This window comes from Tranquillimonas rosea, from assembly GCF_900111315.1.
Taxonomy (GTDB): domain Bacteria; phylum Pseudomonadota; class Alphaproteobacteria; order Rhodobacterales; family Rhodobacteraceae; genus Tranquillimonas; species Tranquillimonas rosea.
On sequence record NZ_FOGU01000001.1, the window covers coordinates 484,272 to 509,462 of the forward strand.

24 protein-coding genes are annotated in these 25,191 nt (G+C 68.8%); 13 read left to right on the forward strand and 11 right to left on the reverse strand.

Annotation, left to right across the window (positions count from 1 at the left end):
- From BMZ25_RS02300 to BMZ25_RS02315, 4 genes are all read right to left on the reverse strand, one after another.
- Entirely contained in the window at positions 1-873 is an 873-nt protein-coding gene (locus tag BMZ25_RS02300) for a carbohydrate ABC transporter permease (protein ID WP_092687739.1), read from the reverse strand.
- A 133-nt stretch (positions 874-1,006) separates the two neighbouring features.
- Positions 1,007-2,332 (reverse strand): ABC transporter substrate-binding protein, encoded by a 1,326-nt coding sequence (locus tag BMZ25_RS02305; RefSeq protein ID WP_092687742.1) that lies wholly within the window; start codon positions 2,330-2,332, stop codon positions 1,007-1,009.
- A 152-nt stretch (positions 2,333-2,484) separates the two neighbouring features.
- Positions 2,485-3,444, reverse strand: coding sequence for a sugar-binding transcriptional regulator (locus tag BMZ25_RS02310; RefSeq protein WP_092687745.1), 960 nt, complete (start codon positions 3,442-3,444; stop codon positions 2,485-2,487).
- Positions 3,422-4,108, reverse strand: coding sequence for an HAD family hydrolase (locus tag BMZ25_RS02315; RefSeq protein ID WP_218142505.1), 687 nt, complete (start codon positions 4,106-4,108; stop codon positions 3,422-3,424). Before BMZ25_RS02315 ends, BMZ25_RS02310 begins: the two co-directional genes overlap by 23 nt.
- Before the next feature lie 123 nt (positions 4,109-4,231).
- Between BMZ25_RS02315 and BMZ25_RS02320 the strand changes: the two genes are divergently transcribed.
- Positions 4,232-4,867, forward strand: coding sequence for a nucleoside/nucleotide kinase family protein (locus tag BMZ25_RS02320; RefSeq protein WP_092687750.1), 636 nt, complete (start codon positions 4,232-4,234; stop codon positions 4,865-4,867).
- A gap of 3 nt (positions 4,868-4,870) precedes the next feature.
- On the opposite strand, the gene ade is transcribed toward BMZ25_RS02320, so the two are convergent.
- From ade to BMZ25_RS02335, 3 genes are all read right to left on the reverse strand, one after another.
- On the reverse strand, positions 4,871-6,565 hold the full coding sequence (gene ade, locus BMZ25_RS02325; protein WP_092687753.1) for an adenine deaminase: 1,695 nt from the start codon (positions 6,563-6,565) through the stop codon (positions 4,871-4,873).
- Between the two features lie 70 nt (positions 6,566-6,635).
- On the reverse strand, positions 6,636-7,727 hold the full coding sequence (locus tag BMZ25_RS02330) for a Gfo/Idh/MocA family protein (RefSeq protein ID WP_092687756.1): 1,092 nt from the start codon (positions 7,725-7,727) through the stop codon (positions 6,636-6,638).
- A gap of 8 nt (positions 7,728-7,735) precedes the next feature.
- On the reverse strand, positions 7,736-8,428 hold the full coding sequence (locus tag BMZ25_RS02335) for a GntR family transcriptional regulator (protein ID WP_092687758.1): 693 nt from the start codon (positions 8,426-8,428) through the stop codon (positions 7,736-7,738).
- An 87-nt stretch (positions 8,429-8,515) separates the two neighbouring features.
- On the opposite strand from BMZ25_RS02335, the gene BMZ25_RS02340 reads away from it, so the two are divergent.
- The 6 genes from BMZ25_RS02340 to BMZ25_RS02365 all read left to right on the forward strand — a co-directional run bounded on the left by BMZ25_RS02340 (position 8,516) and on the right by BMZ25_RS02365 (position 14,280).
- Complete coding sequence (locus BMZ25_RS02340; RefSeq protein ID WP_092687761.1) at positions 8,516-9,673, forward strand: LLM class flavin-dependent oxidoreductase; 1,158 nt, start codon at positions 8,516-8,518, stop codon at positions 9,671-9,673.
- Position 9,674: 1 nt separating this feature from the next.
- Entirely contained in the window at positions 9,675-10,574 is a 900-nt protein-coding gene (locus BMZ25_RS02345) for an aldo/keto reductase (RefSeq protein ID WP_092687762.1), read from the forward strand.
- Positions 10,529-11,068, forward strand: coding sequence for a flavin reductase family protein (locus tag BMZ25_RS02350; protein ID WP_092687765.1), 540 nt, complete (start codon positions 10,529-10,531; stop codon positions 11,066-11,068). Before BMZ25_RS02345 ends, BMZ25_RS02350 begins: the two co-directional genes overlap by 46 nt.
- Before the next feature lie 64 nt (positions 11,069-11,132).
- The gene (locus tag BMZ25_RS02355; RefSeq protein ID WP_092687768.1) at positions 11,133-11,717 is read left to right on the forward strand and encodes a TRAP transporter small permease; all 585 of its coding nucleotides are present in this window, start codon (positions 11,133-11,135) and stop codon (positions 11,715-11,717) included.
- Between the two features lies 1 nt (position 11,718).
- Positions 11,719-13,185, forward strand: a complete 1,467-nt coding sequence (locus tag BMZ25_RS02360; RefSeq protein ID WP_092687771.1) for a TRAP transporter large permease — start codon at positions 11,719-11,721, stop codon at positions 13,183-13,185.
- Between the two features lie 30 nt (positions 13,186-13,215).
- Positions 13,216-14,280, forward strand: coding sequence for a TRAP transporter substrate-binding protein (locus BMZ25_RS02365; RefSeq protein WP_092687774.1), 1,065 nt, complete (start codon positions 13,216-13,218; stop codon positions 14,278-14,280).
- Between the two features lie 66 nt (positions 14,281-14,346).
- Here the strand turns inward: BMZ25_RS02365 and BMZ25_RS02370 are convergent, their stop codons facing one another.
- From BMZ25_RS02370 to BMZ25_RS02385, 4 genes are all read right to left on the reverse strand, one after another.
- Positions 14,347-15,258, reverse strand: coding sequence for a DMT family transporter (locus BMZ25_RS02370; RefSeq protein WP_092687776.1), 912 nt, complete (start codon positions 15,256-15,258; stop codon positions 14,347-14,349).
- 31 nt (positions 15,259-15,289) lie between these two features.
- Positions 15,290-15,778 (reverse strand): phosphate-starvation-inducible PsiE family protein, encoded by a 489-nt coding sequence (locus tag BMZ25_RS02375; RefSeq protein ID WP_218142506.1) that lies wholly within the window; start codon positions 15,776-15,778, stop codon positions 15,290-15,292.
- A 67-nt stretch (positions 15,779-15,845) separates the two neighbouring features.
- Positions 15,846-16,313, reverse strand: coding sequence for a lytic transglycosylase domain-containing protein (locus tag BMZ25_RS02380; protein WP_092687779.1), 468 nt, complete (start codon positions 16,311-16,313; stop codon positions 15,846-15,848).
- 93 nt (positions 16,314-16,406) lie between these two features.
- The gene (locus BMZ25_RS02385; protein WP_092688208.1) at positions 16,407-16,898 is read right to left on the reverse strand and encodes a tetratricopeptide repeat protein; all 492 of its coding nucleotides are present in this window, start codon (positions 16,896-16,898) and stop codon (positions 16,407-16,409) included.
- Between BMZ25_RS02385 and BMZ25_RS02390 the strand changes: the two genes are divergently transcribed.
- The 6 genes from BMZ25_RS02390 to selD all read left to right on the forward strand — a co-directional run bounded on the left by BMZ25_RS02390 (position 16,875) and on the right by selD (position 25,190).
- Entirely contained in the window at positions 16,875-18,200 is a 1,326-nt protein-coding gene (locus BMZ25_RS02390) for a cytochrome-c peroxidase (protein WP_092687782.1), read from the forward strand. The genes BMZ25_RS02385 and BMZ25_RS02390 overlap by 24 nt on opposite strands.
- Before the next feature lie 70 nt (positions 18,201-18,270).
- Positions 18,271-18,927 (forward strand): ABC transporter ATP-binding protein, encoded by a 657-nt coding sequence (locus BMZ25_RS02395; protein ID WP_092687785.1) that lies wholly within the window; start codon positions 18,271-18,273, stop codon positions 18,925-18,927.
- Positions 18,927-21,326, forward strand: coding sequence for an ABC transporter permease (locus tag BMZ25_RS02400; RefSeq protein WP_177190366.1), 2,400 nt, complete (start codon positions 18,927-18,929; stop codon positions 21,324-21,326). The genes BMZ25_RS02395 and BMZ25_RS02400 overlap by 1 nt, the downstream gene beginning before the upstream one ends.
- The gene (locus BMZ25_RS02405; RefSeq protein ID WP_408033419.1) at positions 21,316-22,404 is read left to right on the forward strand and encodes a lipocalin-like domain-containing protein; all 1,089 of its coding nucleotides are present in this window, start codon (positions 21,316-21,318) and stop codon (positions 22,402-22,404) included. Before BMZ25_RS02400 ends, BMZ25_RS02405 begins: the two co-directional genes overlap by 11 nt.
- A complete protein-coding gene (locus BMZ25_RS02410; protein ID WP_092687793.1) occupies positions 22,397-22,948 on the forward strand; it encodes a pyridoxamine 5'-phosphate oxidase family protein in 552 nt (183 codons plus the stop codon). Before BMZ25_RS02405 ends, BMZ25_RS02410 begins: the two co-directional genes overlap by 8 nt.
- A gap of 58 nt (positions 22,949-23,006) precedes the next feature.
- Positions 23,007-25,190: a selenide, water dikinase SelD gene (selD, locus tag BMZ25_RS02415; RefSeq protein WP_092687796.1), complete on the forward strand. Its 2,184-nt coding sequence runs from the start codon at positions 23,007-23,009 to the stop codon at positions 25,188-25,190.
- Position 25,191 lies beyond the last annotated feature (1 nt).

Below are 25,191 nucleotides of genomic sequence, written 5' to 3' on the forward strand. Positions count from 1 at the left end.
TCAGGCGTCCAGGTTCTTGCCGATCATCCGCATCAGGAAGATCGCAACGATGTTGGCGAGGATGACGGCCACGACGCCGCCGGCGGACCCGGTGCCGACGTCGAAGCGCAGGAGGCTCTCGGCGTAGACCAGGAAGGTCAGGTTGGTCGTCGCCGTGCCCGGACCGCCATTCGTGGTCACGAGGATCTCGGCGAAGATCGACAGCAGGAAGATCGTCTGGATCAGGATGACGACCGTGATCGCCCGCGCCAGGTGCGGCAGGACGATGTGGAAGAACCGGCTGACGGCCCCGGCCCCGTCCATCTCGGACGCCTCGAGCTGCTCGCCGTCGAGCGACTGCATCGCGGTCAGCAGGATCAGCGTGGCGAAGGGCAGCCAGCCCCAGGCGACGATCAGGATGATCGACAACAGGGGTATCTCGGCGAAGAAGTCCACGGGTTGCATCCCGATCGCATCCGCAAGGAAGGCGAAGAGCCCGTTCACCGGGTTCATGAACATGTTCTTCCAGACCAGCGCCGACACGGTGGGCATCACGAAGAACGGCGCGATCACCAGGAGCCGGACGATCCCCTGCCCCCAGAACGGCTGGTCGAGCAGAAGCGCAAGGAGGATGCCGCCGACCACGGTGATCAGCAGGACGCCCCCGACGAGGAAGAGCGTGTTCCAGATCGCGGCGAAGAAGGCCGGATCGGTGAGGAAGTAACTGTAGTTCTCGAACCCCGCCCAGGCTTCGGTGCCCGGCATCAGCAGGTTGTAGCGCAGGAACGAGAAGTAGATCGTCATGCCGAGCGGGATGAGCATCCAACCGAGAAGCAGGATCACGGCGGGCGAGATCATCAGGCGGGCGGCGGCGCGGGAATGTTGTGTGGCCATGGCGCGTGTCCTGAAGACGGGCGAAGGGATCGGCCGCACGAGGAACCCGAGGAGCGGATGTGCGACCACTCATGCCGCGTCGCCGCGGCCTGGGGTACGGGGGCGGCATGTCGCCGCCCCCGTAGGAGGAGCCTTACTCGCTACCGTAGCCGGCGCGGTCCATGGTGCGCTGGGTCGAGGTCTGCGCGCCCGACAGCGCCTGCGCGGCGTCCATCTGGCCGGCCAGCGCGGCCGAGAACTGCTGACCCACCGCGGTGCCGATACCCTGGAACTCGGGGATGGCGACGAACTGGGCGCCGGTATACGGCGTCTCCTGGACCGAGGGCGCGTTGGTATCGACCGCGTTGATCGAGTTCAGCGTCATCTCGGCGAAGGGCGCCGCTTCCTGGTACTGCTCGTTCTCGTAGAGCGAGGTGCGCGTACCCGGAGGTGCCGCGGCCCATCCTTCGTCCTCGGCGACGAGCTCGGTGTAGCCCTGCGAGGTCGCCCAGGCGACGAACTGCTTGGCGGCCTCGGGCGCGTCGGTCGACGACGGGATCGCCAGGTTCCACGACCACAGCCAGTTGCCGCGGTTGTCGACGCCTTCCTTGTTGGGGAACTGCGCGAAGCCCACGCTGTCTGCGACGGTCGATTCATCCTCGTCGGTGACGAACGAGGCGGCGACGGTGGCGTCGATCCAGATGCCGCACTTGCCCTGCTGGAACAGCGCGAGGTTCTCGTTGAACCCGTTCGAGGACGCGCCCGGAGGACCGTAGTTGTTCATCATGTCGAGGTAATCGGTCAGCGTGGCGTTCCACTCCTCGCTGTCGAACTGCGGCGCCCAGTCCATGTCGAACCAGCGCGCACCGTAGGAGTTCGCCATGGCGGTCAGGAAGGCCATGTTCTCGCCCCAGCCGGCCTTGCCGCGCAGGCAGATGCCGTAGACCTCGTTCTCCTTGTCCGTCATCGCCTCGGCGGCGTTGCGGATGTCGGTCCAGGTCGGCTGATCGGGGATCTCGACGCCGGCCTCCTCGGCCAGGTCGGTGCGGTACATCACCATCGCCGATTCACCGTAGAACGGAGCGGCATAGAGCGTGCCGTCCACCGTCAGCGCCTCGGCGATCGCGGGCAGGATGTCGTCCGTGTTGTAGCCTTCGGGCATGCCTTCCAGCGGTAGGAGCCACTCCTGCTTGGCCCAGATCGGCACCTCGTAGTTGCCAATGGTCATCACGTCGAACTGGCCGCCCTGGGTGGCGATGTCCTGCGTGACGCGCTGGCGCAGCACGTTCTCTTCCAGCGTCACCCATTCCAGGGCGATGTCGGGATGCTGTTCTTTGAAATCCTCGGTCAGGCCCTGCATCCGGATCATGTCGCCGTTGTTCACGGTCGCGATGGTCAGGGTCGTTTCCTGCGCGACGGCAGGCAGAGCCATGGCCGTCAGAAAGGTAGCGCCCAAAAGGGCGCGCGTCGCCTTAGTCATAGAGTCCTCCCAAACGTCTTTGTGAGCATATGCCACAAGTATGGGCAAATCCTCACCTCATGGCCGAGTCGTGTCAAGCCCTTGGAATCGCCGCACTGCAGCGAGCCCACGCACTCGAACTGAGGGTAATCTGTTCGGCTGCCGAGGTGGCGTCAGGCCTTGCCCAGCAACGCCCGCGCCGTGGCCTCGCTGGTGATGAGACCGGTCAGCAGCCCACCCTTGAGAGCGCCCCGGATCGCCTCGACCTTGCTGGCGCCGGTGGCGAGCCCGATCATCGGCCGCCCTTCGCCCGCCTGCAGGGGTGCGCTGGCGATGCGAGCGTTCAGGAGGTCCGGGATCAGCCGACCCTCGGAATCGTACGACCAGCCGGTGATCTCGCCCACCGCACCGGCCTTTTCCAGCGTGCGGCTCTCGTCCGGGCGGACGAAGCCGTCCTTCACCAGCGGCGCGGTCTCGTCGATATTGCCCACGCCGACAAAGCAGACATCGGCCCTGCGGCACAGCTCCATCGTGTTGCGCACCGGCTCCTGCGCGTGGAGCACGCGCAGTTCCTCGGGATTCCGGGCGAGCACAGGCAGCGGCATCGGGTAGTGCCGCGCGTTCACCCGCTCGGCCAGCCGGATGACGACGTTGAACGGCGAGGCCGAGCCGTCGTTCATCATGTTGCCCAGAAGCGAGACGATCCGGTGTTGAGGGCAGTCCATGCCAGGCACCTCCTCGACCGCCGCGCGCAGGGCGCGTCCCGTGCCCATGGCGATGATCCTGGGTTCGGGCGATTTCAGCACGCGCTCGATCTCTTCGGCGGCGGCGATCGCGATCCCGTCCAGCAGGTCGGGCGCATCGGGGTCGCTGGGCACGACCTCGCAGAGTTCCAGGCCGTAGCGCTCGGACAATTCCTGCGCCAGCTCCATGCAATCCGAGATCGGGTGATCGATCCGCACCTTGATGAGCCGTTCGCTCACCGCGAGCGACACCAGCCGCTGTGCCGATTGGCGCGAGACGCCAAGCTTGCGGGCGATTTCGTCCTGCGTGTTGCGCGCGACGTAATAGAGCCAGCCGGCACGCGCGGCCTCGTTCAGCCGCGATGAGTCACCGTTCGAGCTGCGCCCCATCCTGCTCCTCCCGGAATAACGAGGGACAGACCTGCGCCAATTCCCGCCAGTTGTCAAAGCTCCCGAGAGTGCCGGCAGGCAGCTCCGCGGTCTCGCCCGCCAGATGCGCCCCGCCGACGAAGCGCAGCGAGGGAATCCCCGCCGCCTCGGCCGCCTCGAGCCCCGGCACGCTGTCCTCGATCACCAGGCTGTCCCGCGGTCTCGCGCCCATCCGCGCCGCGGCGTGCAGGAACAGATCCGGCGCCGGCTTGCCGTGTGTGACCTCCGAGGCGGTGAACACGTGGGGCCCGAAATGGGCGGACAGCCCCGCCACCTCGAGCGCGCGCTTCGTGCGGGCGGGGCTGCTGGAGGTGGCCACGCAGACCGGGACCGAGATCTCGGACAGCACGGCGGGAAGCCCCGGTGTCGGGGTCAGGCGGTCCTCGAAATCGCGCAGCAGCCGGGCGCGGTAGTCGGCCTCGAAGCTCGGCGGCAGCACCGCCCCGAAGTCCCGCGACAGCATCGCGGCGACCGTGGGGAAGCTGCGGCCCAGAAAGTGCTTTCTGACATCTTCGCGGGTGATCTCGAGCCCGACGCCGCGAAGCTCGGCGATCAGCGCGTCGGCGCTCAGCACCTCGCTGTCGACCAGCACGCCGTCGCAATCGAATATGACCAGATCGACCATCTTCCCCCCTCGGTCTGGCGGCCGCGACCGCGGGCGACAGTGTTCCAGCGCCCCGGCACCGGCACAAGGTGCAATGTCGCCTGACCATTGCATGCGGTCCCGGCGGGCGTCAGAAGATGGGACATGACCTGCGAAACCGTTTACGCCGACGCGACAGATCCCGTTCACCTCGCGGCCACGCGCATCGCCGCGCTGGCCGAAGGACGCGCCCGGCTTCTCGTCGCCGTCGCCGGGCCGCCGGCGAGCGGCAAGTCGACGATCGCCGCGCGCATCGCGGATGCGCTGGACGATGCCGTGGCGGTGCCGATGGACGGCTATCACCTGGACAACGAAACGCTCTCGGCGCGGGGCCTGCTGGCGCGGAAGGGCGCGCCCGAGACCTTCGACGCCGACGGCTTCATCACGGCAATGCGGGTGCTGAAGACGGGCGAGCGAACTGCACTGCCCGCGTTCGACCGCGCCGCCGACGCCACCGTGCCCGACGCCATCGAGGTGCCGGCCGAGGCCCGCATCGTCGTGGTCGAGGGGAATTACCTGTGCCTCGACGCCGCGCCGTGGCGAGAACTCCATTCCCTCTGGGATTACCGCATCGCGCTGGACGTACCCATCGAAGAGCTCCGGCGGCGCCTGACCGAGCGCTGGCTCGAGCATGGTCATACGCATGAGGACGCCGTGCGCCGGGCCGAAGCCAACGACCTGCCGAACGCCCGCCGGGTGATGGACGAGGCGCTGCCGGTGGATCTCAGGATCGTCGGCTGACGCTCAGGGAATGATCTCGAACCGGGTGACGTCCACCATGCCCCGGTCGGTGATCTTCAGCGCCGGGATCACGGGCAAGGCCAGGAAGGCGAGCTGAAGGAACGGCTCGGCCAGCGTGACGCCCAGCCCCTTGGCCGCCGCCTGCAGCTCGACGAGGCGGGCATGCACGTCCTCGAACGACTCGAGGCTCATCAGACCGGCGACCGGCAGCGGCAGCTCCGCCACGACGGCGCCGTCCGCGGCCACGACGAAGCCGCCCTCGATCTCTCCCAGCCGGTTCGCCGCCAGCGCCATGTCGGCGTAGTCGATCCCGACGCAGGCGATGTTGTGGTGGTCATGGCACACGGTCGAGGCGATGCCGCCCTTGCGGATGCCGAAGCCGCGCACGAACCCGGTGGCGATGTTGCCGTTCCGGCCGTGCCGCTCGATCACCGCGATCCGGGCGAGGTCGCGGGAGGGATCGGGCCGCTTGTCGCCCTCGTCGATCTCGATCGTCTCGTGCAGGTGGTCGGTCAGGATCTGCCCGTCCCTGATGCCGATCACGTCCGTCTCGGCCCGGTTGGCGCGGGCGCGAAAGCTCTCGGGCGTCACGCGCGGCGCGCGCACCGAGCCGCGCCCGACGGGCGCCACGGTGCCCCGGGCGGCGAAGGCATCTTCATCCACGACCTGCCCGCCGCACAGGACCAACTGCGCATCACAGGCCTCGAGACTGCCGAGCGCGACAACGTCGGCGCGGTAGCCCGGTGCGATCATGCCCCGGTCCTTCAGCCCGAACGCCTCGGCCGCCGAAAGCGAGGCTGCCCGATAGGCCGCGAGCGGCGGCGTCCCGAGCGCGATCAGCGTCCGGATCATGTGGTCGAGATGCCCCTCCTCACCGATATCCAGGGGATTCCGGTCGTCGGTGCACAGGCACATGTAGGGCGATGTCCGCTCGGTCAGCAGCGGTTGCAGCGCATGGAGATCCTTGCTGACCGATCCCTCGCGGATCAGCACGCGCATCCCCTTGCGCAGCTTTTCCAGCGCCTCGTCGGCGGTCGTCGCCTCGTGCTCGGTCCGGATGCCCGCGGCGACATAGGCATTCAGGTCGCGCCCCAGCAGCAGCGGACAATGCCCGTCGGCATGCCCGCCTTCGATCAGCCGCAGCTTGGCCATCATGCCGGGGTCGCGGTGGATCACGCCGGGATAGTTCATCACCTCGGCCAGCCCGATGCCCGAGGCATGGCCCATGCAGCGGCGCAGATCCTCGTGCGACAGTTCGGCCCCCGACGTCTCCATGTCGGTCGAGGGGACGCAAGAGCTGAGCTGCACGCGCAGATCCATCACCGTGTACTCGCTCGCGGACTGGAAATAGCGGATGCCGTCCAGCCCGATGACATTGGCGATTTCATGCGGGTCGCAGATCGCTGTCGTCACCCCGCGCGGCGCGACGCAACGGTCGAACTCGAACGGTGTGACCAGAGAGCTTTCGACATGCAGGTGCGTGTCGATGAAGCCGGGTACGAGGGTCAGGCCCGACACGTCGATGACCTCGCGCCCCTCGTAGCTTTCGCAGATGCCGACGATCGTGTCGCCGCAGATCGCGACGTCGCCGTCCAGCATCTCTCCCGTCATCAGGTCATAGACGCGGCCCCCGCGCAGCACCAGGTCCGCCGGTTCGTCGCCGCGCCCCTGCGCGATCCGTTGTTCGATATCGGCCATGCCGTCTCCTTGCCTCGCTCGGCACAGTGTTGGCGCAAGCCGCGTGGCGTGACCAGAGCGATGGACCGCGTCAGAGGGTGACGACGCGTCCTTCCAGCGCCGCGGCCTGCGCGGCCAGGCCCATCTCGACCGCGCGCAGGCCGTCGGTGAGCGACACCTCGACCGGCCCCTTGCCGCGCGCCGCGTCAGCGAAGCGGACATGCTGGTAATAGGTCGAGCCGTTGTGGTCGCCCGCCGCCAGAAGCTGGGGATCGACGGGGATCTCGATGCTCTGGGGGCCGCGCGGGTTTCGCGGGCTGACCACGACCTCTGACACCGGCGGGGCGCCCAGATGCGGCGGCCAGAACCGACCCGGACCGGGAATCCGCGTCTCGATCTTGCCCGCGGGACCGATGGCGCTGATCTCTTCCTGAAAGCGCGAGCCCTCGGCGTACATGCACAGCTCGAGCATCGCCCGCGCGCCTCCGGCAAAGTCGCAGATCACGTAGGCGCTGTCCCAGATGTCCGGCGTGCCGGCCTCATAGCTTTCGGCCATGTGGTTCACCTCCTGCCCCGCGCTCGCCATCACGCGCACCGGCTCGTCCCGGAGGATCAGGCGCATCAGGTCGAAGAAATGACAGCATTTCTCGACCAGCGTGCCGCCGGTGTAGCGGTTGAAGCGGTTCCAGAAGCCGACCTTGTCGAGGAAGGGAAAGCGGTGCTCCTGGATGGTCAGCATCTTCACCCCGCCGGTGGCCTGCGCCACCTGGTCCAGCAGCGTCTGCACCGGGGGCATGTAGCGGTATTCCATCGCCACCCAGATCGGCGCGGCATAGCCCTCGGCCATCGCCCTGAGACGCGGCGCGTCGTCGGGATCTGTGAAGAGCGGTTTCTCCATCAGCAGCGGCAGCGGATTGCGCGCCGCGATCTCCTCGAACTGCGAGACGTGCAGGTGGTTCGGGCTCGCCACCAGCAGGCAGTCGAGGCGCGTGTCGCCCAACAGGTCCCACAGCGAGCCGTACATCACCGCCTCGGGCGCGAGCGCCCCGGCTGCGGCGGCCTGGATCTCGTCGGGCTCGAAGATCGCGGCGACGCGCGCGCCGGGCAGAAGCGCGATGTTGCGCAGGTGCTCCTGCCCCATCATGCCGCAGCCGATCACGCCGTAGTTGAGGATGTCGGACATGGTTCTCCCTATCTGATGCGCGAGACGTAGCGCGCCCGGTCCGGGTCGAACCAGGTGCGTGAAACCTCGACCGAGCGGCCGTCCTGCGCGTGGCTGATGCGGTCGACGTATCCGGCCGGCCGGCCCGCTTCGAGCGGCGGCGCCCAGTCGGGCATGGTTGCCACGCCGACCCGGTCCTCGGCGCGCACGATGCGCAAGCCCAGCCGGCTGTGGTAAAAGTGGTAGAGCGACGGCGACAGATCCTCGGCCCGCAAATCGTCGGCGCGGCCGGCATCCAGCCAGATCTCTTCCGCGGCGGCCGGGTCCCCGTCGAGCCGGCGCAGACGGCGGATGCGCCAGGCCTCTGCCGAGGTGCCGAAGGTCGGCAGGTCGGCGGGCTTTTCCAGCCGCTCAAGACCGATGATCTCGGCCGAGGGCTGCCCGCCGCCCTCGACCCGTTCGAGCCGGAAGAAAGCATAGAGCCCGCCCGCCGCACGCGTGTTTCGGATGTAGTTGCCGGACCCCTGCCGGCTTTCCACGAGCCCCCGGGACGACAACGCCGCCAGCGCCTTGCGCAGGGTGCCGACCGAGATGCCATACGCCGTCGCCATGTCCCGCTCGGGCGGGAGGCGGTCGCCCTCGCGCAGACGGCCGGCCGCGATCTCGTCGGTCAGCAGGTCCGCGATCTGGGCGTAGAGGGGTTGCGGCGGCGTGTCTGTCATTGTCCCGATAAAATTGATACAGCATTGATGCACATCAAGGCAGATGCTACGCAAGGGCTGATTACGGCCGATCCTGGGGAGAATCGCATGACCGTCGTGCCCGTCACTTCCGCCGATCTCGACGCAGCCGAAGTCTCGTGGTTCTCGGCCCTCTGCTCGGACGACTATCAGTTCCTGGGCGTCCCCGACCCCGACCTGAAATCCTCGTGGGAGCATTGCCGCGACATCCTGCTCGAATCCGAGCGTCAGGGCTTTCGCAACATCCTGTGCCCCTCGTCGTTCCAGGTCGGCCAGGACACGCTGAGCTTCGTCGCCGGCTGCGCGCCGCTGACCCACAGCATCAACATGCTGGCCGCGATCCGCTGCGGCGAGATGCAGCCCATCATGCTGGCGCGGACGGTCGCGTCGCTGGACCACATGCTGAAGGGGCGGCTGACGCTGAACGTCATCTCATCGGACTTTCCCGGAGAGAAGGCCGACAGCGCCTATCGCTACCAGCGCTCGCGCGAGGTGGTCGAAATCCTGAAACAGGCCTGGACGCGGGACGAGATCAACTACACCGGCGAAATCTACGACTTCAAAGGCGTGTGGACCGATCCGGCCAAGCCCTACCAGCAGAACGGCGGGCCGCTGCTGTATTTCGGCGGCTACAGCCCCCACGCGCTCGAGCTGTGCGGCCAGCATTGCGACGTCTATCTGATGTGGCCGGAGCCCAAGGAACAGCTGGCCCAGCGGATGCGCGACGTGAACGCGGTGGCCGAGAAGTACGACCGCACGCTCGATTACGGCCTGCGCGTCCACATGATCGTCCGTGACACCGAGGCGGAGGCAAAGGAATACGCCGAATACCTCGTCTCGAAGCTCGACGACGAGCTCGGCCAGCTGATCCGCGACCGGGCGCATGACAGCACCTCGCTCGGCGTCAGCCACCAGGCGCGGGCGCGGGAACTGGCGGACCAGTACGGCTTTGTCGAGCCGCATCTCTGGACGGGGATTGGCCGCGCCCGCTCGGGCTGCGGCGCAGCGCTCGTCGGCTCCACCGACCAGGTGATGAGCGAGATCGAGGAGTACAAGAAGATGGGCATCCGGGCCTTTATCTTCTCGGGCTATCCCCATATCGATGAATGTAAATCCTTCGGCGAGCGGGTCCTGCCCGAGCTGGAGACCTGCTCGCTGCCCGACATCTACGGCCGCGTGCCGACCGAAACACCGAAAACGCCCCTCGGGGCGGGAGAGCGCCGCTGACATGGACCGCGTCACCCTCACCGATACCCTTTCGCTGAGCCGCATCGTCTACGGCATGTGGCGCCTGTCGGAAGACCGCGACACATCCGCCGGCCACGTTCAGGCCAAGGTCGAGGCCTGCCTCGAACAGGGCATCACCTCGATGGACCAGGCCGACATCTATGGCGGCTACGAGGCCGAGGCCCTTCTGGGCGCCGCCTTCAAGGCCGCGCCGGGGCTGCGCGACAAGTGCGAGATCGTGACCAAGTGCGACATCGTCGCCCCCGCGGGACGGCACGCCGACGCGCGGGTCAAGCACTACGACACGTCGCGCGCCCACGTCACGCAATCGGTCGAGGACTCGCTGCGCCTGATGGCGATCGACAGGATCGACCTGCTGCTGATCCATCGCCCCGACCCGCTGATGGACCATCACGAGACCGGGCGCGCGCTGGACGACCTCGTCGCCTCTGGCAAGGTCGGGGCCGTGGGCGTGTCGAACTTCCGCCCGTGGGACTGGTCGCTGCTGCAATCGGCGATGCAGACGCCGCTCGTGACGAACCAGATCGAGATCAGCCTGAACCGGCTCGAGCCCTTCACCAACGGCGACCTCGCGTTCCTGCAGGAAAAGGGCGTCCCGCCGATGGCCTGGTCGCCGCTCGGCGGCGGCAGCCTGATGTCGGGCGAGAGCGACCAGAAGGGCCTGCGCCCCACCCTTGCCCGCGTGGCGAAGGAGCAGAACGTCGACATCGCCGCGGTGGCCGTCGCGTGGCTGCTGGCCCATCCGTCGAAGATCATGCCGGTCATGGGCACCAACACCCTGTCGCGCATCGCGACCCTGGGCGACGCCCTGAAGGTAGAGATGGACCGCCAGGCATGGTTCGAACTCTACACTCACGCGCTGGGACACGAGGTGCCGTGACGGACAGCTTCTCTCCCGGCCCCGACACGGCCCGCGCCTATCGGGACGCGCTGGGGCGGTTCGCCACCGGCGTGACCGTCATCACCTGCATGACCGAGGACGGGCCCCTGGGCATCACGGCGAACAGCTTTTCCAGCGTCTCGCTCGAACCGCCGCTCGTCCTGTGGTCGCCGGCGAAGGCGTCGAAGCGTTTCGTGCCGTTCACCGAAGCCGACCATTTCGCGATTCATGTCATGGGATCGGATCAGGCCCATGTCTGCGGCGGCTTCGCCAAGCAGGGCGACGCCTTCGAGGCGCTGGACTGGTACGAGGGCCCGCGCGGCACGCCGCTGATCGAGGGGTGCCTCGCGCGGTTCGACTGCGCGCGCCACGCGGTGCATGATGGAGGAGATCATGCCATCGTCATAGGTCACGTCCTCGACGCGACGTTGCGGGAGGGAGACCCGCTTCTGTTCGTGGGGGGCAGATTCGGTCGGTTCACAACCACGGACTGACCTGCGACTGTACGCGGTAGCGGTCCGACGGACGGACCGGCTCCGCATTGGGAGGAGACCGGGGATGGGCGTCTTGAGGGGCCTCTTGCGGCCACTGGAGGTGTGGAACGATACCGTCCTGCCGCTGGGGCGCGCGCTTGCCATACTGGCCGTCGGGCTGATGGTGCTGGCGATCCTGATCCAGGTCTTCTTCCGCTATGTCCTGAACAACGCCCTGCCCTGGCCGGACGAGGCCGCGCGGTTCTGCATGCTGTGGATGACGGGGCTGATCGCGCCGATGGCCTATCGCCGCGGCGGCTTCGTGGCGATCGACATGGTCGAGACGCTGCTGCCCCGCCGGGTCTCGGCGGTGCTGTCGATCGTGCTTCTGCTGATCTCGGGGCTGGTGCTGTTCGTCGCGCTGCGGATCGGCTGGTCCGAGGTCACGGGCTTTGGCGGGCAGTTCGCCACCGCATCGCTCTGGGTGCCGTGGATCGACGGCTGGTTCCGGGTGCCGCGCAGCTGGATGATGGCCTCTCTCGTGGTGGGCGTCGCGCTGCTGCTGATCGTGAACCTCGAACTGATCGTCCGCTCCCTGATCATCGCACTCGGCGGCGGCGAGCGGCTCAAGCCGCTGGCGCCGGCCGACGACGAACTGATGGCCGAATGACATGCTGATCTGGTTCCTGCCGGCATTCCTCGTCCTGCTGGTCCTCGGCCTGCCGGTCTTCTTCGGGCTGATCGCCGCGCCCGGCATCCTGTTGTGGCTGAACGGGCAGGAGCGCGACATCACCCTGCTCTACCGCAACCTCTACAACGGGATGGACAGCTTTCCGCTGATGGCGATCCCGTTCTTCATGCTGGCGGGCGAGCTGATGAACAAGGGCGGCATCACGATCCGCCTGGTGGAGTTCAGCCAGGCCCTGATGGGGCATCTGCGGGGCGGGCTGGCGCATGTGAACATCCTGTCCTCGATGCTCTTCGCGGGGCTCAGCGGCTCGGCCGTGGCCGACACCTCGGCCTTGGGGTCGATGCTGATACCCGCGATGGAGAAGCAGGGCTATACCCGCCGTTTCGCCGCCGCCGTCACCGCCGCCTCGTCGGTCATCGGGCCGATCATCCCGCCGTCGGGCATCATGATCATCTATGCCTACGTCATGGGCGAGAGCGTCGCGGCGCTGTTCCTGGCCGGCATCGTGCCGGGCGCTCTGGTGGGGATCGGGCTGATGCTGTGCGTGCGTGTGCTGGCCGACCGCTATGACCTGCCCAAGGCCGAGCGCATCGTCCACCGTGGCCAGAGCATCGCCCCCACCGAGGGCTGGATCTCTCTGGTTATGCTGCGCCTCAATCTCGGCGGGCTCATGGCCGCCATCGCGGCGATCTTCGTGCCGCTGAACGGGTGGGCCCTGACGGCGTTCTTCGTGGTCGTGGCCCATGTGCTGCTGATGTGGCTGCGCCGCCGCGTCGATTCCGATTTCCGCGTCGTCGCCAAGAAGGCCGTGGTGCCGTTGCAGACGCCGATCGTGATCCTCGGCGGCATCCTCCTGGGCGTGTTCACCCCGACCGAGGCCGCCGCGATCGCGGTGTTCTATGCCCTGCTCGTGGGTTTCTTCATCCTGCACTCGCTCAAGCTGTCGGACCTGCCGGAAGTGCTGAGCCGCGCCGCCATGACCTCGGCCGTGGTGCTGCTGCTGGTGGGCGCGGCGATGGCGTTCAAGACGGTCGTCTCGCTCAGCCACGCGCCGCAGATCCTGGCCGAGTTCATCCTGGCCCTGTCCGACAACCCGCTGATCCTGCTGTTCCTGATCAACGTGCTGCTGTTCATCGTGGGGATGTTCCTGGACGCCGGCCCGGCGATCATCATCCTCGGGCCGATACTGGGACCGATCTTCACCGATCTCGGCGTGGATCCGGTGCACTTCGCCATCATCATGTCTGTGAACCTGACCGTCGGGCTCGCGACCCCGCCCATGGGACTGGTGCTGTTCGTCGCCTCGTCCGTCTCGGGCGAGAAGGTCGAGCGCATCGCGCGGGCGATCCTGCCGTTCCTCGCCGTGGAAGTGGCGGTGATCTTCCTGATCACCTATTTCCCGGCGATCTCCATGACGATCCCCCGCCTGACGGGGTTCGTGAATTGACCGAAAAGCACATCCAGAGGGAGGTATGAGATGCTAAAGGGTCTGACCACGGCGGCGCTGACCGCCGCCATGCTGGCGGGCGCGTCGCTCGCCGCATCCGCTCAGGAATACACCCTGCGCGCGACCGCCAACTCGAACGAGAACGACGAGGATTACGACGGCCTCATCGTCTTCAAGAACTTCGTGGAACAGGCGTCGAACGGCGAGATCGCCGTCGAGATCTTCATGGGCACCCAGCTGTGCTCGAACGGGGCGGAATGCCTGCAGGGCATCGCCGACGGCTCGATCGACATCTACATCTCGACGTCGGGCGGCGCCGCGGGGATCTTCCCCTTCGTGCAGGTGCTCGACCTGCCCTACCTGATGGCGAACGACCGCATCGCCGAGACCGTGCTCGAGAACGGCTCGCCCTTCGTGGACACGATGCAGCAGATGGTGCTCGACACCTCGGGTGGGGCCGTGCGGCTGATGACGATCGGCAATACCGGCGGCTGGCGCAATTTCGCCAACACCCAGGGCCGCGTGACCCAGCCCTCCGACCTCGAGGGGATGAAGATCCGCACGGTCGTCGCCGATCTGCCGCAGGAGCTGGTGCGCGCGATGGGCGCGTCGCCGACGCCGATTCCGTGGCCCGAACTTTTCACCTCGCTGCAGACCGGCGTGGTCGAGGGCTCGAAGAACGGCATCACCGACATCATGTCGATGAAGTTCCCCGATGCGGGGCTGCAGTACCTGACGCTCGACGGGCACGCCTACATGGGCGCGCTGTGGTTCATGAACAACGAGACGTTCATGTCGATGCCCGAAGAGCTGCGCCGCGTGGTGCTCGACGGGTTCTATCAGCTGCAGCAGGCGACCTTCGCCTCGCCCAAGCGCAAGTCGATCGATGCCTACGAGGCGTTCCGCGAGGCCGGCGGTGACATCTACGTGCCCTCGCCGGACGAGAAGGAGCAGTTCGCCGAGGCCGCGCAGCCGGTCTACGAGTGGTTCCAGCAGAACGTCGAAGGCGGCGAAGAGATCTTCCAGGCGATGAACGACGCGGTGTCCGCGGCCGAGGAAGAGATCGACGCGGCGCGCTCGGCCGACATGAACTGACGGGGCGCCGCCCGACCGGCCTCCCTCCGGCCCCTTCCGCCCTGCGCGGGAGGGGCCTTTTCGTTCCTATCCATGCCCCGGCAGGTCGCCGCCGGGCCGCTGCCGGCGCCGGCCCCGCCGCTCGTGCAGCAGGTAGACGGCAAGGCTGACGACCACGATCGCCCCGCCAAGGATCACCGCCGCGCTCGGCTCTTCCGGCGTGCCAAGCCAGACCCATACCGGGCCCAGCACCGTCTCGGTCAGCATCAGCAGGCTGACATTGGCCGCGCGGGTGTGCCGCGAGGCGGTCGAGAGCAGCCCGAACGAGATCGGCAGCACCACGGCCCCCGCCAGCAGGATCGCCCATACCGACCCGGCGGTCAGGCCCGCGGGCCCCGCCACGGCGCTGCCCGAAAGCCCCGCGAGGATCGCCCCCGTCCCGATGGCGGGCAGCATCGGCAACTCCGGGTGGCGGCGCAGGGTCACGAAGCTGACCGACAGCACCACCGCGACCGCCAGGCCGCCGGCCGCCCCGAGCAGCGCCGAGGGGTCCAGCCCGACCGTGCCGCCATTCTCGCCCAGCACCGCGATGCCGATCCCGGTCAGCACCGCCGCGATGGCGACCCAGGTGGCCCGGCCCGTCCGTTCGTTCAGCACCACCGCCGACAACAGCGCAGACACCACAGGCACCGTCGCCAGGCCGAACAGCACCACCGGCACCGGCGCCACCGCGATGGAGCCGGAGAACAACACCTGGTTGAACGCCTGCGCGCAGATCACCGCCGCTCCCGCGCCGCAGACCAGCCGGGCCAGATCGCCGCGCCGGTCCCGCGCCGTCACGACCCACACCGCCAGCAGAACGGTGCCCATCGCCAGCCCGCGCCAGCCCAGCATGCCGGCGCCCGACAGGCCCGAAAGGCGCATCAAAAGCGTGTCCGGCGTCAGCACCAGCGCGCCGATTGCGGCCAGCGCGATGCCGCGGGAGGTGTCGTTCGGCATGAGGCAGGGTCTCCGGAGGCGCTCGGTCGCCCTACTCCATGTCGTCGGGGTCGGAAAGGCCCCGGTCGATCCGCCGGCCCTCGACCCACTGGATCGCGACCAGAACGCCGCCAAGCGCCACCACCGCGCTCGCGATCCCCATGAGGAACACGCCGGTGGTCTGGTCGACCTCGACGGTGATGAGCTTGCGCACCACGGCCAGCATGCCGATCACCACCACCGTGCGCAGCTGCCGCAGCCCGTGGTTGCCCGCGACGCTCTGCCGGATCGAGTGGGCAAGCTCGAGCGAGATGACGGCGGCGAGCACGCGATCGAACAGCGACTGGAACCGGGTGTAGTCGAGCGGCTCGTCGAAGCGGTTGAAGACACTCCAGAGCGACAGGAAGAAGCTGTAGGTCGCAAGCAGGATGACGACGATCATGCCGATCAGGATGACCCCCGCGATGCCCCGCTCGAACCAGCCGTAGAGGCCGAGGAACCGGGCGCCGCTTGTCGTCCGCATTTCGCCTGGGTCGGCCATCGCGCCCTCCCGTCGCTGCCCGGTCCCATGACCTAGCGCCGGACGGAAAAGCATCCAGCCGCGCGGCTCAGCGCAGGCCCGTCGCCTTCAGCAGGTTCCGGCGCTTGGCCTCGTAATAGTAGCCGCGGGCATACCAGCCGACGGCTTCGTCCGGGTCGCCGTCGGAGACCATCCATGCGCCCCGGAGATACTTCACCGCGTAGCGCAGGTTCGTCTCGGCATCGAGAAGATCGGAGGCCGGTCCGCGATGGCCCATCGTCCGCGCGGTCTGCGGGTTGATCTGCATGAGACCGTAGTATGGCCCGTTCCGTGCGGCGGGGCGATAGTCGCTCTCGCGCTGGACGACGCGATGCACCAGCGACCGCGGCACCTTGTAGTGATCGGCGTAGCGGTCGATCAGACGGCGCAGGCGCGGCGTCTCACCCGGGTAAAGACCGGGCCCGCGGCGCGTGACCTCTGGCTGCACACCGCGCCCGCAGGCTGCGACGGCCGAAAGACAGAGCGCCAGGGCGGCGCGTCGGGAATGGCGGCGCATCTGCGGGGCCTCTTCTCATGCTGCATCCGCCGAAAGGTTAGCCCCGCCTCACGGCGCCGTCAGCCCTTTTGTGGCGGCCCCCATCCCTTTTCCTCATCGAAAGGGATAGAGCCAGGGCTTGTAGTCGCCCACCATCACTGTGGCCTCCTCGATCTGTTCCCGGGTCATCTTGCGGCTGATGTCCTCGAGGCTGATCGCGGCGTCGGGGTCGCCGCCGATGGCCGACAGGTTGTACCACATGTAGGCCCGCACCGGATCCGGCGCCGGCAGGCCCAGCCCCGTCTCGTAGTACCAGCCGACGCCCGACTGCGCGCCCGGATGCCCCTTCATCGCCGCCCGCAGGTACCAGTCGAAGGCGCGCTCGTAGTCCCGTTCGACCCCGAGGCCCAGCGCGTACATCACGCCGATCAGCTCTTCGGCCTCGGCATTGCCCGAGCGCGCGGCAGGGCGCAGCTCGTCCATCGCGGCGGCGAACTCGTTCGCTTCCATCAGGTCGCGTGCGACTTCGAGATCCGCCCATGCCGGGCTTGCGAGAGCCAGCGAAGCTGCCAGAATTGCCACATGACACCGACGCGTGCCGCCCATCTGCTGCTCCTTTCGCTGTGGCCCGCCTGGGCCGCGGCCGGCGCCCTGCCGCCGCCACTGACCGACGCCGACTTTCGCGACGCCGATCCCGCGAAGGCCAGGATCGGCCAGCTCCTGTTCTACGACAAGATCCTCAGCGGAAACCGGAACATTTCGTGCAGCACCTGTCACCATCACGACCATGCGGGGGGCGACGGGCTGAGCCTGGGGATCGGAGAAGGCGGCAGCGGGATCGGCCCCGAGCGGACACCGGGAACCGGCGACGACCGGATCATGAAGCGGGTGCCGCGCAATGCCTCCGCGCTGTGGAACCTCGGCCACCGCGACATCGACGTGCTGTTCCACGACGGCCGGCTCGAGGCGTCGGACCTCTACGACAACGGGTTCAACTCGCCCGCGCAGGAATGGCTGCCGCTGGGCCTCGACGGCATCCTCGCCGCACAGGCGCTGATCCCGCTGACCGCGCAGTTCGAGATGGCCGGCAATATCCGGGAGAACGACGTCGCCGGCGCCATCAACGACCGCATCGACGCCGCGTGGCCGATCCTCGCCAAGCGTGTGCGCACGATCCCCCAATACGGCGAGATGTTCGTCGAGGCGTTCGACACGATCGACGATCCCGCCGAGATCACCATCGTCGAGATCGGCAATGCCATCGCGGATTTCGAGATCCTCGAATGGACCAGCCACGACAGTCCCTTCGATGCCTATCTGGACGGTGACGAACAGGCGCTCTCGCCGAAGGCCGCGCGGGGCATGGGGCTGTTCTACGGCAAGGCCGGCTGCGACGGGTGCCATTCGGGGCAGCTGCTGTCGGACCAGCAATTCCACGCGCTCGCCCTGCCGCAGTTCGGGCCGGGGCGCACGCGGCTCTTCGACCCCGCGGCCCGCGATGTCGGGCGGATGGGCGAAAGCGACCGGCTGGAGGATGCCTACCGTTTCCGCACCCCTCCGCTGCGCAACGTCGCCCTGACCGCGCCCTACGGTCACAACGGCGCCTATCCGACGCTGGAGGGGATCGTGCGCCACCATGCCCGTCCCCGCGCGATGCTCGAGGCATGGACGCCCGACATGGCCCACCTGCCCGACGTGCCGTGGCTGGAGCCGATCGATTTCGTCGTCGCCGAGAACCGGCGCGAGCGGGCACGCCACCGCGCCGCGCTGGACATCGAACCGGTTCCGCTGACCGAGGACGAGATCGGCGACCTCGTGGCCTTCCTCGAAAGCCTCACCGGCGCCACCGCCCGCGACCGCCCCTTCGGCCGACCCGTGACGGTGCCAAGCGGCCTGCCGGTGGAGTGACGTCGCACCCCCTGTCGACGGCCGCCGGATGGTCTAGGTGTCGCGGGCGACACCGAGGAGGCCGCGACACGTGCTGAGCGTCGATACCCTGAGCAAGACCTATCCCGGCGAGGCCGGACCTACCGCCGTGCTGAAGGGCGTGTCGTTCGGGCTGGACGATGGCGACACAATGGCGCTGCAGGGGGAAAGCGGCTCGGGCAAGTCGACGCTGCTGCACCTGATCGGCGGGCTCGACCGTGCCGACAGCGGGCGCATCGTGATCGGAGAGGACGAGGTCACGGCGCTGGACGATCGCGGCCGCGCACGCTTGCGGCGGGACAGTGTCGGCATCGTGTTCCAGCAGTTCAACCTGATCCCCTCGCTCACCGTGGCCGACAACCTGGCCTTCCAGGCGCGGCTCGCCGGACGGCGGGACACCGACTGGGACGCCCGCCTGACCGAGCGGCTGGGCCTGGCCGACCATGGCAAGAAGTATCCCGAACAGCTGTCGGGCGGACAGCAGCAGCGTGTCGCCATCGGCCGCGCGCTGGCCGCCAAGCCGCGTCTCGTGCTGGCCGACGAGCCCACGGGCAATCTCGACGAGGACACCGGAGAGCGGGTGCTGGACCTGATGCTCGACCTCGTGAGGGAGACCGGCGCGACGCTTCTGATGGTGACCCATTCCGCACAGCTCGCCGCGCGCATGAACCGGCGGCTCTACCTGGAACGCGGGGCGCTCAGCGGATGATGCAAGCCGGCCTCCACGCGCTGCTGTCGCATTGGTGGCGGCGGCCCTTCCAGCTTGTCACGCTTCTGCTGGGGCTGGCGACGGCCACCGCGCTGTGGTCCGGCGTCCAGGCGATCAATACCGAGGCGCGCGCCAGCTACGACCGCGCCGCTCAGGCGCTCGGGGCCGAGTCGCGGGACAGGATCGTGGCCCGCGACGGTGCCGCGATCAACCAGGACGACTTCGTGGCGTTGCGCCGCGCGGGATGGCTGGTGACCCCGGTCGTCGATGGCCGCGTCCAGACCGAAAACGGCAGCATCCGGCTGCTCGGCGTCGATCCCTTCACCCTGCCCGGCGGCAGCCTGCCAGGTGATCTAGCGGATACCGCCCTGGACCTGTCTTTCCTGACGCCACCGGGACAGGTCGTCGTGTCACCGGCCACTGCCGACCGCCTTGCCGGAACCGACCTGCCGCCCATCGTTCGGGTCGAGGGCGTCGCGCCCGCGATGGGCTATGCCGATATCGGCATCGCACAGGACCTGCTGGGGCTGAGGGGGCAACTCTCCTACCTCCTCGTTCTCGACGACCAGCCGCTGACCCGTCCGTCGCTGGACACTATTGCGCCGGACCTGCGTGTCCGCGAAGGCCAGGGTCAGGCGGACCTCGCCCGCCTGACCGACAGCTTCCACCTGAACCTCACGGCCTTCGGTCTTCTCAGCTTCGCGGTGGGGCTGTTCATCGTTCGCGGGGCCGTCGGGCTGGCGTTCGAGCAGCGCAGGCCGGTCTTTCGCACCTTGCGGGCGCTGGGGCTGTCGACGCGGGCGCTGCTGGGCCTGCTGATGGCCGAGCTTCTGGTCTTCGCGGTCGTCGCCGGGGCGCTCGGCATCGCGCTCGGCTACCTGATCGCGACGCTGCTTCTGCCGGACGTGGCGGCAACACTGCGCGGCCTCTACGGCGCCAGCGTCGAGGGTGAGCTGTCGATCGCGCCGGTCTGGTGGCTGACGGGGCTGGGGATCTCGGTGCTGGGGACGGCGATCGCCGCCGGATCATCGCTGTGGCAGGTGGCCCGGCTGCCGCTGCTCGCACCCGCTCAGCCCCGTGCCTGGGCGATGGCGCGCGAACGCTCGATGCGCTGGCAGGCCGTCGCGGCGCTGGCCCTTGCCGTCCTGGCCGCGCTGACCGGATGGCTGGGAAGCGGATTGGTGGCAGGCTTCGCGATGCTGGGCGCACTGCTGATCGCCGCGGCGCTGGCCCTGCCCCTGATCCTGCACGGCGCCCTCAGGCTGGGCGGGCGGATGGCGCGCGGCCCCGTGCGCGAGTGGTTCTGGGCCGATACGCGGCAGCAACTTCCGGGGCTGTCGCTGGCGCTGATGGCGCTGCTGCTGGCGCTTGCCACGAATATCGGCGTCGGCACGATGGTGTCGTCCTTCCGGCTGACCTTCACCGGCTGGCTCGACCAGCGGCTTGCCTCCGAACTCTACGTCACCGCCGAAGACGAGGCGCAGGCCGGCGACCTCCGCGCGTTCCTCGAAGAACGCAGCCGCGCGGTCCTACCGATCTTCTCGGCCGAGGGAGAGATCGGCGGCCTTCCGACCGAAATCTACGGTGTCGCCGACCACCCGACCTACCGGGACAACTGGCCGATCCTGTCGGCGCAGCCGGATGTCTGGGACCGGGTCGCGGAGGGTGACGGCGTCCTGATCAACGAGCAGCTGTCGTATCGCGACGACCTGTCGCCGGGCGACGCGATCATCGTGTCGGGCTGGCAGACCGAGGTGGCCGGCATCTACAGCGACTACGGCAATCCCCTGGCTCAGGTGCTTGTGGGCATGGACGCGCTCGACCGCTTCGAGGATGTGCGGCGGACCGAGTTCGGCGTCCGCATCGACCCGTCCGAGACCGGGGCGTTGACCGACGCGCTGATCGACACGTTCGGCCTGTCGCCCGACGCAATCGTCGATCAAGCACGGCTCAAGCAGATGTCCCTGAGCGTGTTCGAGCGCACCTTCGCGGTGACGGGGGCCCTCAACGTGCTGACGCTGGCGGTGGCGGGCTTTGCCATTCTGACCTCGCTGATGACGCTTGCCACGATGCGCCTGCCGCAACTGGCGCCGGTCTGGGCGCTGGGGCTGACGCGCGGGCGGCTCGCACGGCTGGAGATGTGGCGCGCGCTTCTGCTTGCCGGGCTGACAATGCTGCTGGCCCTGCCGGTGGGGCTGCTGCTGGCCTGGGTTCTGCTGGCGGTCATCAACGTCGAGGCGTTCGGCTGGCGGCTGCCGATGCACCTGTTCCCCGGCCAGTGGGTGCTTCTGATGGGATTGTCGCTGCTGGCCGCGCTCTTGGCCAGTCTCTGGCCGGCACGCCGGATCGCGCGGACGCCGCCGGCGGATATGCTCAAGGTCTTTGCCAATGAACGTTAGACACCAGTGGACACCGGTTGGCCCCGTCAGGGCCGCCACCCTCGCGCTGATGGCAATCGGGGGGCTGGCGGGACCTGCCGCGGCGCAGGGGTTCGCAGGGATGGGCACCGATGCCGAGGGATATGCCCTGCCGCAGCCCGGCGTCGCGTTCTCCTTCCCCGCCGACCACGGGCCGCACCCGGCCTTTCGCATCGAGTGGTGGTACATCACCGCCAATCTCGAAGGCCCCGAGGGCCGCGCCTACGGCGTGCAGTGGACCCTCTTCCGCAACGCCCTCGCCCCCGGCGGCACGGACGCGCCCGGCTGGGCGGCGACGCAGGGGTGGATGGGCCACGCGGCGCTGACCACGCCCGAAAGGCACTTCGTCACCGAGCGGATCGCACGGGGCGGCATCGGGCAGGCCGGTGTCGAGAGCGACCCGTTCGAGGCGTGGATCGACGACTGGGGCCTCTCGGGGCCCAGCCTCTCGGACGTGCGCATGACCGCCACCGGCCCCGACTTCGCCTATGACCTGGCCCTCGCCACCGACCGTCCGTTCGTGCCACAGGGCGACAACGGCTACTCGGTGAAGTCCGAGGCGGGACAGGCGAGCTACTACTACTCGCAGCCCTTCTACCAGGTCGAGGGCACGCTCACCCTGCCGGACGGCAAGGTTCAGGTGACCGGCGATGCCTGGCTGGACCGGGAATGGTCGTCCCAGCCCCTGGGCGACGATCAGACCGGGTGGGATTGGTTCTCGCTGCACCTCGACGGCGGCGAGAAGCTGATGGGCTACCGGCTGCGCGACGCGAGCGGCGACGATTTCTTCGTCTCGACCTGGATCGCGGCGGACGGCACGCCGACGCCCTACGAGGACGGCCACCTGCGCGGCACGCCGTTGGAGCGGACCGAGGTCGCCGGGCGCGAGATACCGACGCACTGGTCGCTGGCCCTGCCCGAGCGCGATCTCGACATCGAGGTGCGGGCGATCAACTCCGCGGCGTGGATGGACACCAGCGTGGCCTATTGGGAGGGGCCGGTGACGGTGACCGGCAGCCATGACGGGATCGGCTATCTGGAGATGACGGGATATGAGTGAGTGGTTCGAGACGCTGGACGGCTTGCGCGACGCGGCCTGGCGCCGGTTGGCCGGGGGGCCCGACGACGCGACGGGGCCGCTGCGGACGCTGTCGCTCTCCACGGTGGATGCCGACGGTCACCCGGCGGCGCGCACCGTGATCGTGCGCGCGGCGGACCGCGAGGCGGCCAGGCTCGACGTGCATACCGACCTCAGCTCGTCCAAGGTCGCGGAACTGCGCGGTACACCTCGCGCGGCGCTTCTGAGCTGGGATCCGGAGACGGCGCTGCAAGTGCGGCTGTCGGCTCACGCCGAGGTGCTGTCGGGCGAGGTAGTGGCGCCGATCTGGAGCCGCGTGCCCGACACCGCGCGACGCAACTACGGCGGCACGCCGCCGCCCGGGACGCCCCTGCACGCCCCCGGGACCTACGAAGAGACCATCGACCGCGACCGCTTCGCTGTGCTGCGCTTTCACGTCGAGACGATGGAGGTGCTGCATCTTGGAACACGGCACCGCCGCGCGGTCTTTGGTGGCCGCGGCGACGGACGGTGGATCGCCCCCTGACACTCCCGCCTCAAGAGGCTAAGGGACGTCAGACCGCCCAACACCCGGACCGACACCGATGCAGACCCTGCCCCTGACCCGCGACCTCGTCCTGATCGGCGGCGGCCATGCGCATGCGCTGGTCCTGCGCGCCTGGGGGATGAACCCCCTGCCCGGTGCAAGGCTGACCGTCATCAATCCCGGCCCGAGCGCGCCCTATACCGGAATGCTGCCGGGCTACGTCGCCGGCCACTACACCCGCACCGAACTCGAGATCGACCTGGTCAAGCTGGCGCGGTTCGCCGGGGCGCGGCTGGTGCTGGGCCGGGCGACCGGGCTGGACCGGGCGCGCGGTCTCGTCGAGGTGGAGGGGCGCGCGCCGCTGGCCTATGACGTCGCCTCGATCGACATCGGCATCCATTCCGAGATGCCGGCACTGCCCGGCTTTTCCGAAAACGGCATCGCCGCGAAACCGCTGGAGCGGTTCGCCGAGGGCTGGAGCGCGCATCTCGACCGGCTGCTTGCCGAGCCGACGCTGATCGATCGCGGCGCCGTCGTGATCGGCGGCGGTGTCGGCGGGGTCGAACTGGCGATGGCGATGGCCCACGGCGCGCAGGCCGCGACGGGCCGCGTGCTGCCCGTCACCGTGGTCGAGGCGGGCACCGCCCTGCCCGGTGTCGGCCGCCGGGCGCGCGCCGCACTGATGCGGCATCTAGACCGGCTGGGCGTGCAACTGATCGAGGGGCGGGAGGTACGCCGGGTCGAACCCGATCTCGTGGAACTGGCCGATGGCACGCAGGTCTCCACCGGCTTCACAACCGGCGCGGCGGGCGCGCGGCCCCACGGATGGCTGGCGCGGACGGGGCTGACGCTGACCGACGGCTTCGTCACCGTGGACCGGACACTGCGCAGCTCAGACCCGTCGATCTATGCCGCCGGCGACTGCGCCCATCTCTCGCACGCACCACGACCCAAGGCCGGGGTCTATGCGGTGCGGGCCGCCAGGGTACTGGACCGGAACCTGCGCGCCGCGCTCGGCGACGGCAAGACGCGGGCCTATCGGCCGCAGCGCAGCTATCTCAAGCTGATCTCGCTGGGGGAGAAATCCGCTGTCGCCGAAAAGGCCGGCTTCAGCGCCGAGGGGCCGCGGCTGTGGCGCTGGAAGGACCGCATCGACCGCCGCTTCATGGACCGACTGTCGGACCTTCAGCCGATGGCCGCACCCGCACTGCCCCGCCATCGCGCGGCGGGGCTGGCCGAAGAGGTCGCCGGCGGCAAGCCGATGTGCGGCGGCTGCGGCGCCAAGGTCGGGCGCGGCGCGCTGGCCAAGGCTCTGGCCGGGCTGCCGCCGATCACGCGCGACGACATCGTTACCGGCGCCGGCGACGACTCCGCGATCCTCAGGATCGGTGACACGCGGCTGGCCCTGACGACCGACCAGCTGCGCGGCTTTACCGAGGATTGGGGCCTGATGGCGCGGATCGCCGCGGTGCACGCGATGGGCGATGTCTGGGCGATGGGCGGGGCGCCGCAGGCGGCGCTCGCCACGCTGACGCTGCCGCGCCAGACGACGGAGATGCAGCAACGCATGCTGGCCGAGATCACCGCCGAGGCGAACGCGGTGTTCGAGGCCGAGGGCGCGGCGATCGCGGGCGGGCACACCGCGCTGGGGTCGGAGCTGTCGATCGGCTTCACCGTCACCGGTCTGTCGCCCCGCATCCCGATCACGCTGTCCGGCGCAGAACCGGGGGACGCGCTGATCCTGACCCGGCCGCTCGGCTCGGGCACAATCCTGGCGGCCGAGATGGCGCTCGAGGCGCGGGGCACATGGGTCGCGGCGGCGCTGGAGCACATGGCGCGACCGCAGGGCGACGCGGCGCGGATCCTCGCCTCCGCGAACGCGATGACGGACGTGACCGGCTTTGGGCTGGCCGGGCATCTGAGCGGGATGCTGGACGCCTCGCAGGTGGGCGCTCGGCTGCAACTGACATCTATCCCGCTGATGGAGGGCGCGCTCGAGCTGTCCCGTGCGGGGACGCGATCGACGCTCTACCCCTCGAACCGCGAGATCGCGCAGGCGATGATCCTGCCCACCGACGACCGCGCCGAGCTGTTGTTCGATCCACAGACGGCGGGTGGCCTTCTGGCCGCCATCCCGCCGGACGAGGCCGACGCGTGCCTAGCGGCCCTGCGCGAGGCCGGCCATCCGGCCGCCCGGATCGGCACGATCCTGGACGGTCCCCCGCTGATCGAAGTGAACTGAG

Excerpts from the sequence above, each read along its gene's own strand:
- BMZ25_RS02300 (WP_092687739.1), bottom strand. The coding sequence starts at position 873 with ATGGCCACACAACATTCCCGCGCCGCCGCCCGCCTGATGATCTCGCCC.
- BMZ25_RS02305 (WP_092687742.1), bottom strand. The coding sequence starts at position 2,332 with ATGACTAAGGCGACGCGCGCCCTTTTGGGCGCTACCTTTCTGACGGCC.
- BMZ25_RS02310 (WP_092687745.1), bottom strand. The coding sequence starts at position 3,444 with ATGGGGCGCAGCTCGAACGGTGACTCATCGCGGCTGAACGAGGCCGCG.
- BMZ25_RS02315 (WP_218142505.1), bottom strand. The coding sequence starts at position 4,108 with ATGGTCGATCTGGTCATATTCGATTGCGACGGCGTGCTGGTCGACAGC.
- BMZ25_RS02320 (WP_092687750.1), top strand. The coding sequence starts at position 4,232 with ATGACCTGCGAAACCGTTTACGCCGACGCGACAGATCCCGTTCACCTC.
- ade (WP_092687753.1), bottom strand. The coding sequence starts at position 6,565 with ATGGCCGATATCGAACAACGGATCGCGCAGGGGCGCGGCGACGAACCG.
- BMZ25_RS02330 (WP_092687756.1), bottom strand. The coding sequence starts at position 7,727 with ATGTCCGACATCCTCAACTACGGCGTGATCGGCTGCGGCATGATGGGG.
- BMZ25_RS02335 (WP_092687758.1), bottom strand. The coding sequence starts at position 8,428 with ATGACAGACACGCCGCCGCAACCCCTCTACGCCCAGATCGCGGACCTG.
- BMZ25_RS02340 (WP_092687761.1), top strand. The coding sequence starts at position 8,516 with ATGACCGTCGTGCCCGTCACTTCCGCCGATCTCGACGCAGCCGAAGTC.
- BMZ25_RS02345 (WP_092687762.1), top strand. The coding sequence starts at position 9,675 with ATGGACCGCGTCACCCTCACCGATACCCTTTCGCTGAGCCGCATCGTC.
- BMZ25_RS02350 (WP_092687765.1), top strand. The coding sequence starts at position 10,529 with ATGGTTCGAACTCTACACTCACGCGCTGGGACACGAGGTGCCGTGACG.
- BMZ25_RS02355 (WP_092687768.1), top strand. The coding sequence starts at position 11,133 with ATGGGCGTCTTGAGGGGCCTCTTGCGGCCACTGGAGGTGTGGAACGAT.
- BMZ25_RS02360 (WP_092687771.1), top strand. The coding sequence starts at position 11,719 with ATGCTGATCTGGTTCCTGCCGGCATTCCTCGTCCTGCTGGTCCTCGGC.
- BMZ25_RS02365 (WP_092687774.1), top strand. The coding sequence starts at position 13,216 with ATGCTAAAGGGTCTGACCACGGCGGCGCTGACCGCCGCCATGCTGGCG.
- BMZ25_RS02370 (WP_092687776.1), bottom strand. The coding sequence starts at position 15,258 with ATGCCGAACGACACCTCCCGCGGCATCGCGCTGGCCGCAATCGGCGCG.
- BMZ25_RS02375 (WP_218142506.1), bottom strand. The coding sequence starts at position 15,778 with ATGGCCGACCCAGGCGAAATGCGGACGACAAGCGGCGCCCGGTTCCTC.
- BMZ25_RS02380 (WP_092687779.1), bottom strand. The coding sequence starts at position 16,313 with ATGCGCCGCCATTCCCGACGCGCCGCCCTGGCGCTCTGTCTTTCGGCC.
- BMZ25_RS02390 (WP_092687782.1), top strand. The coding sequence starts at position 16,875 with ATGACACCGACGCGTGCCGCCCATCTGCTGCTCCTTTCGCTGTGGCCC.
- BMZ25_RS02385 (WP_092688208.1), bottom strand. The coding sequence starts at position 16,898 with ATGGGCGGCACGCGTCGGTGTCATGTGGCAATTCTGGCAGCTTCGCTG.
- BMZ25_RS02400 (WP_177190366.1), top strand. The coding sequence starts at position 18,927 with ATGCAAGCCGGCCTCCACGCGCTGCTGTCGCATTGGTGGCGGCGGCCC.
- BMZ25_RS02405 (WP_408033419.1), top strand. The coding sequence starts at position 21,316 with ATGAACGTTAGACACCAGTGGACACCGGTTGGCCCCGTCAGGGCCGCC.
- BMZ25_RS02410 (WP_092687793.1), top strand. The coding sequence starts at position 22,397 with ATGAGTGAGTGGTTCGAGACGCTGGACGGCTTGCGCGACGCGGCCTGG.
- selD (WP_092687796.1), top strand. The coding sequence starts at position 23,007 with ATGCAGACCCTGCCCCTGACCCGCGACCTCGTCCTGATCGGCGGCGGC.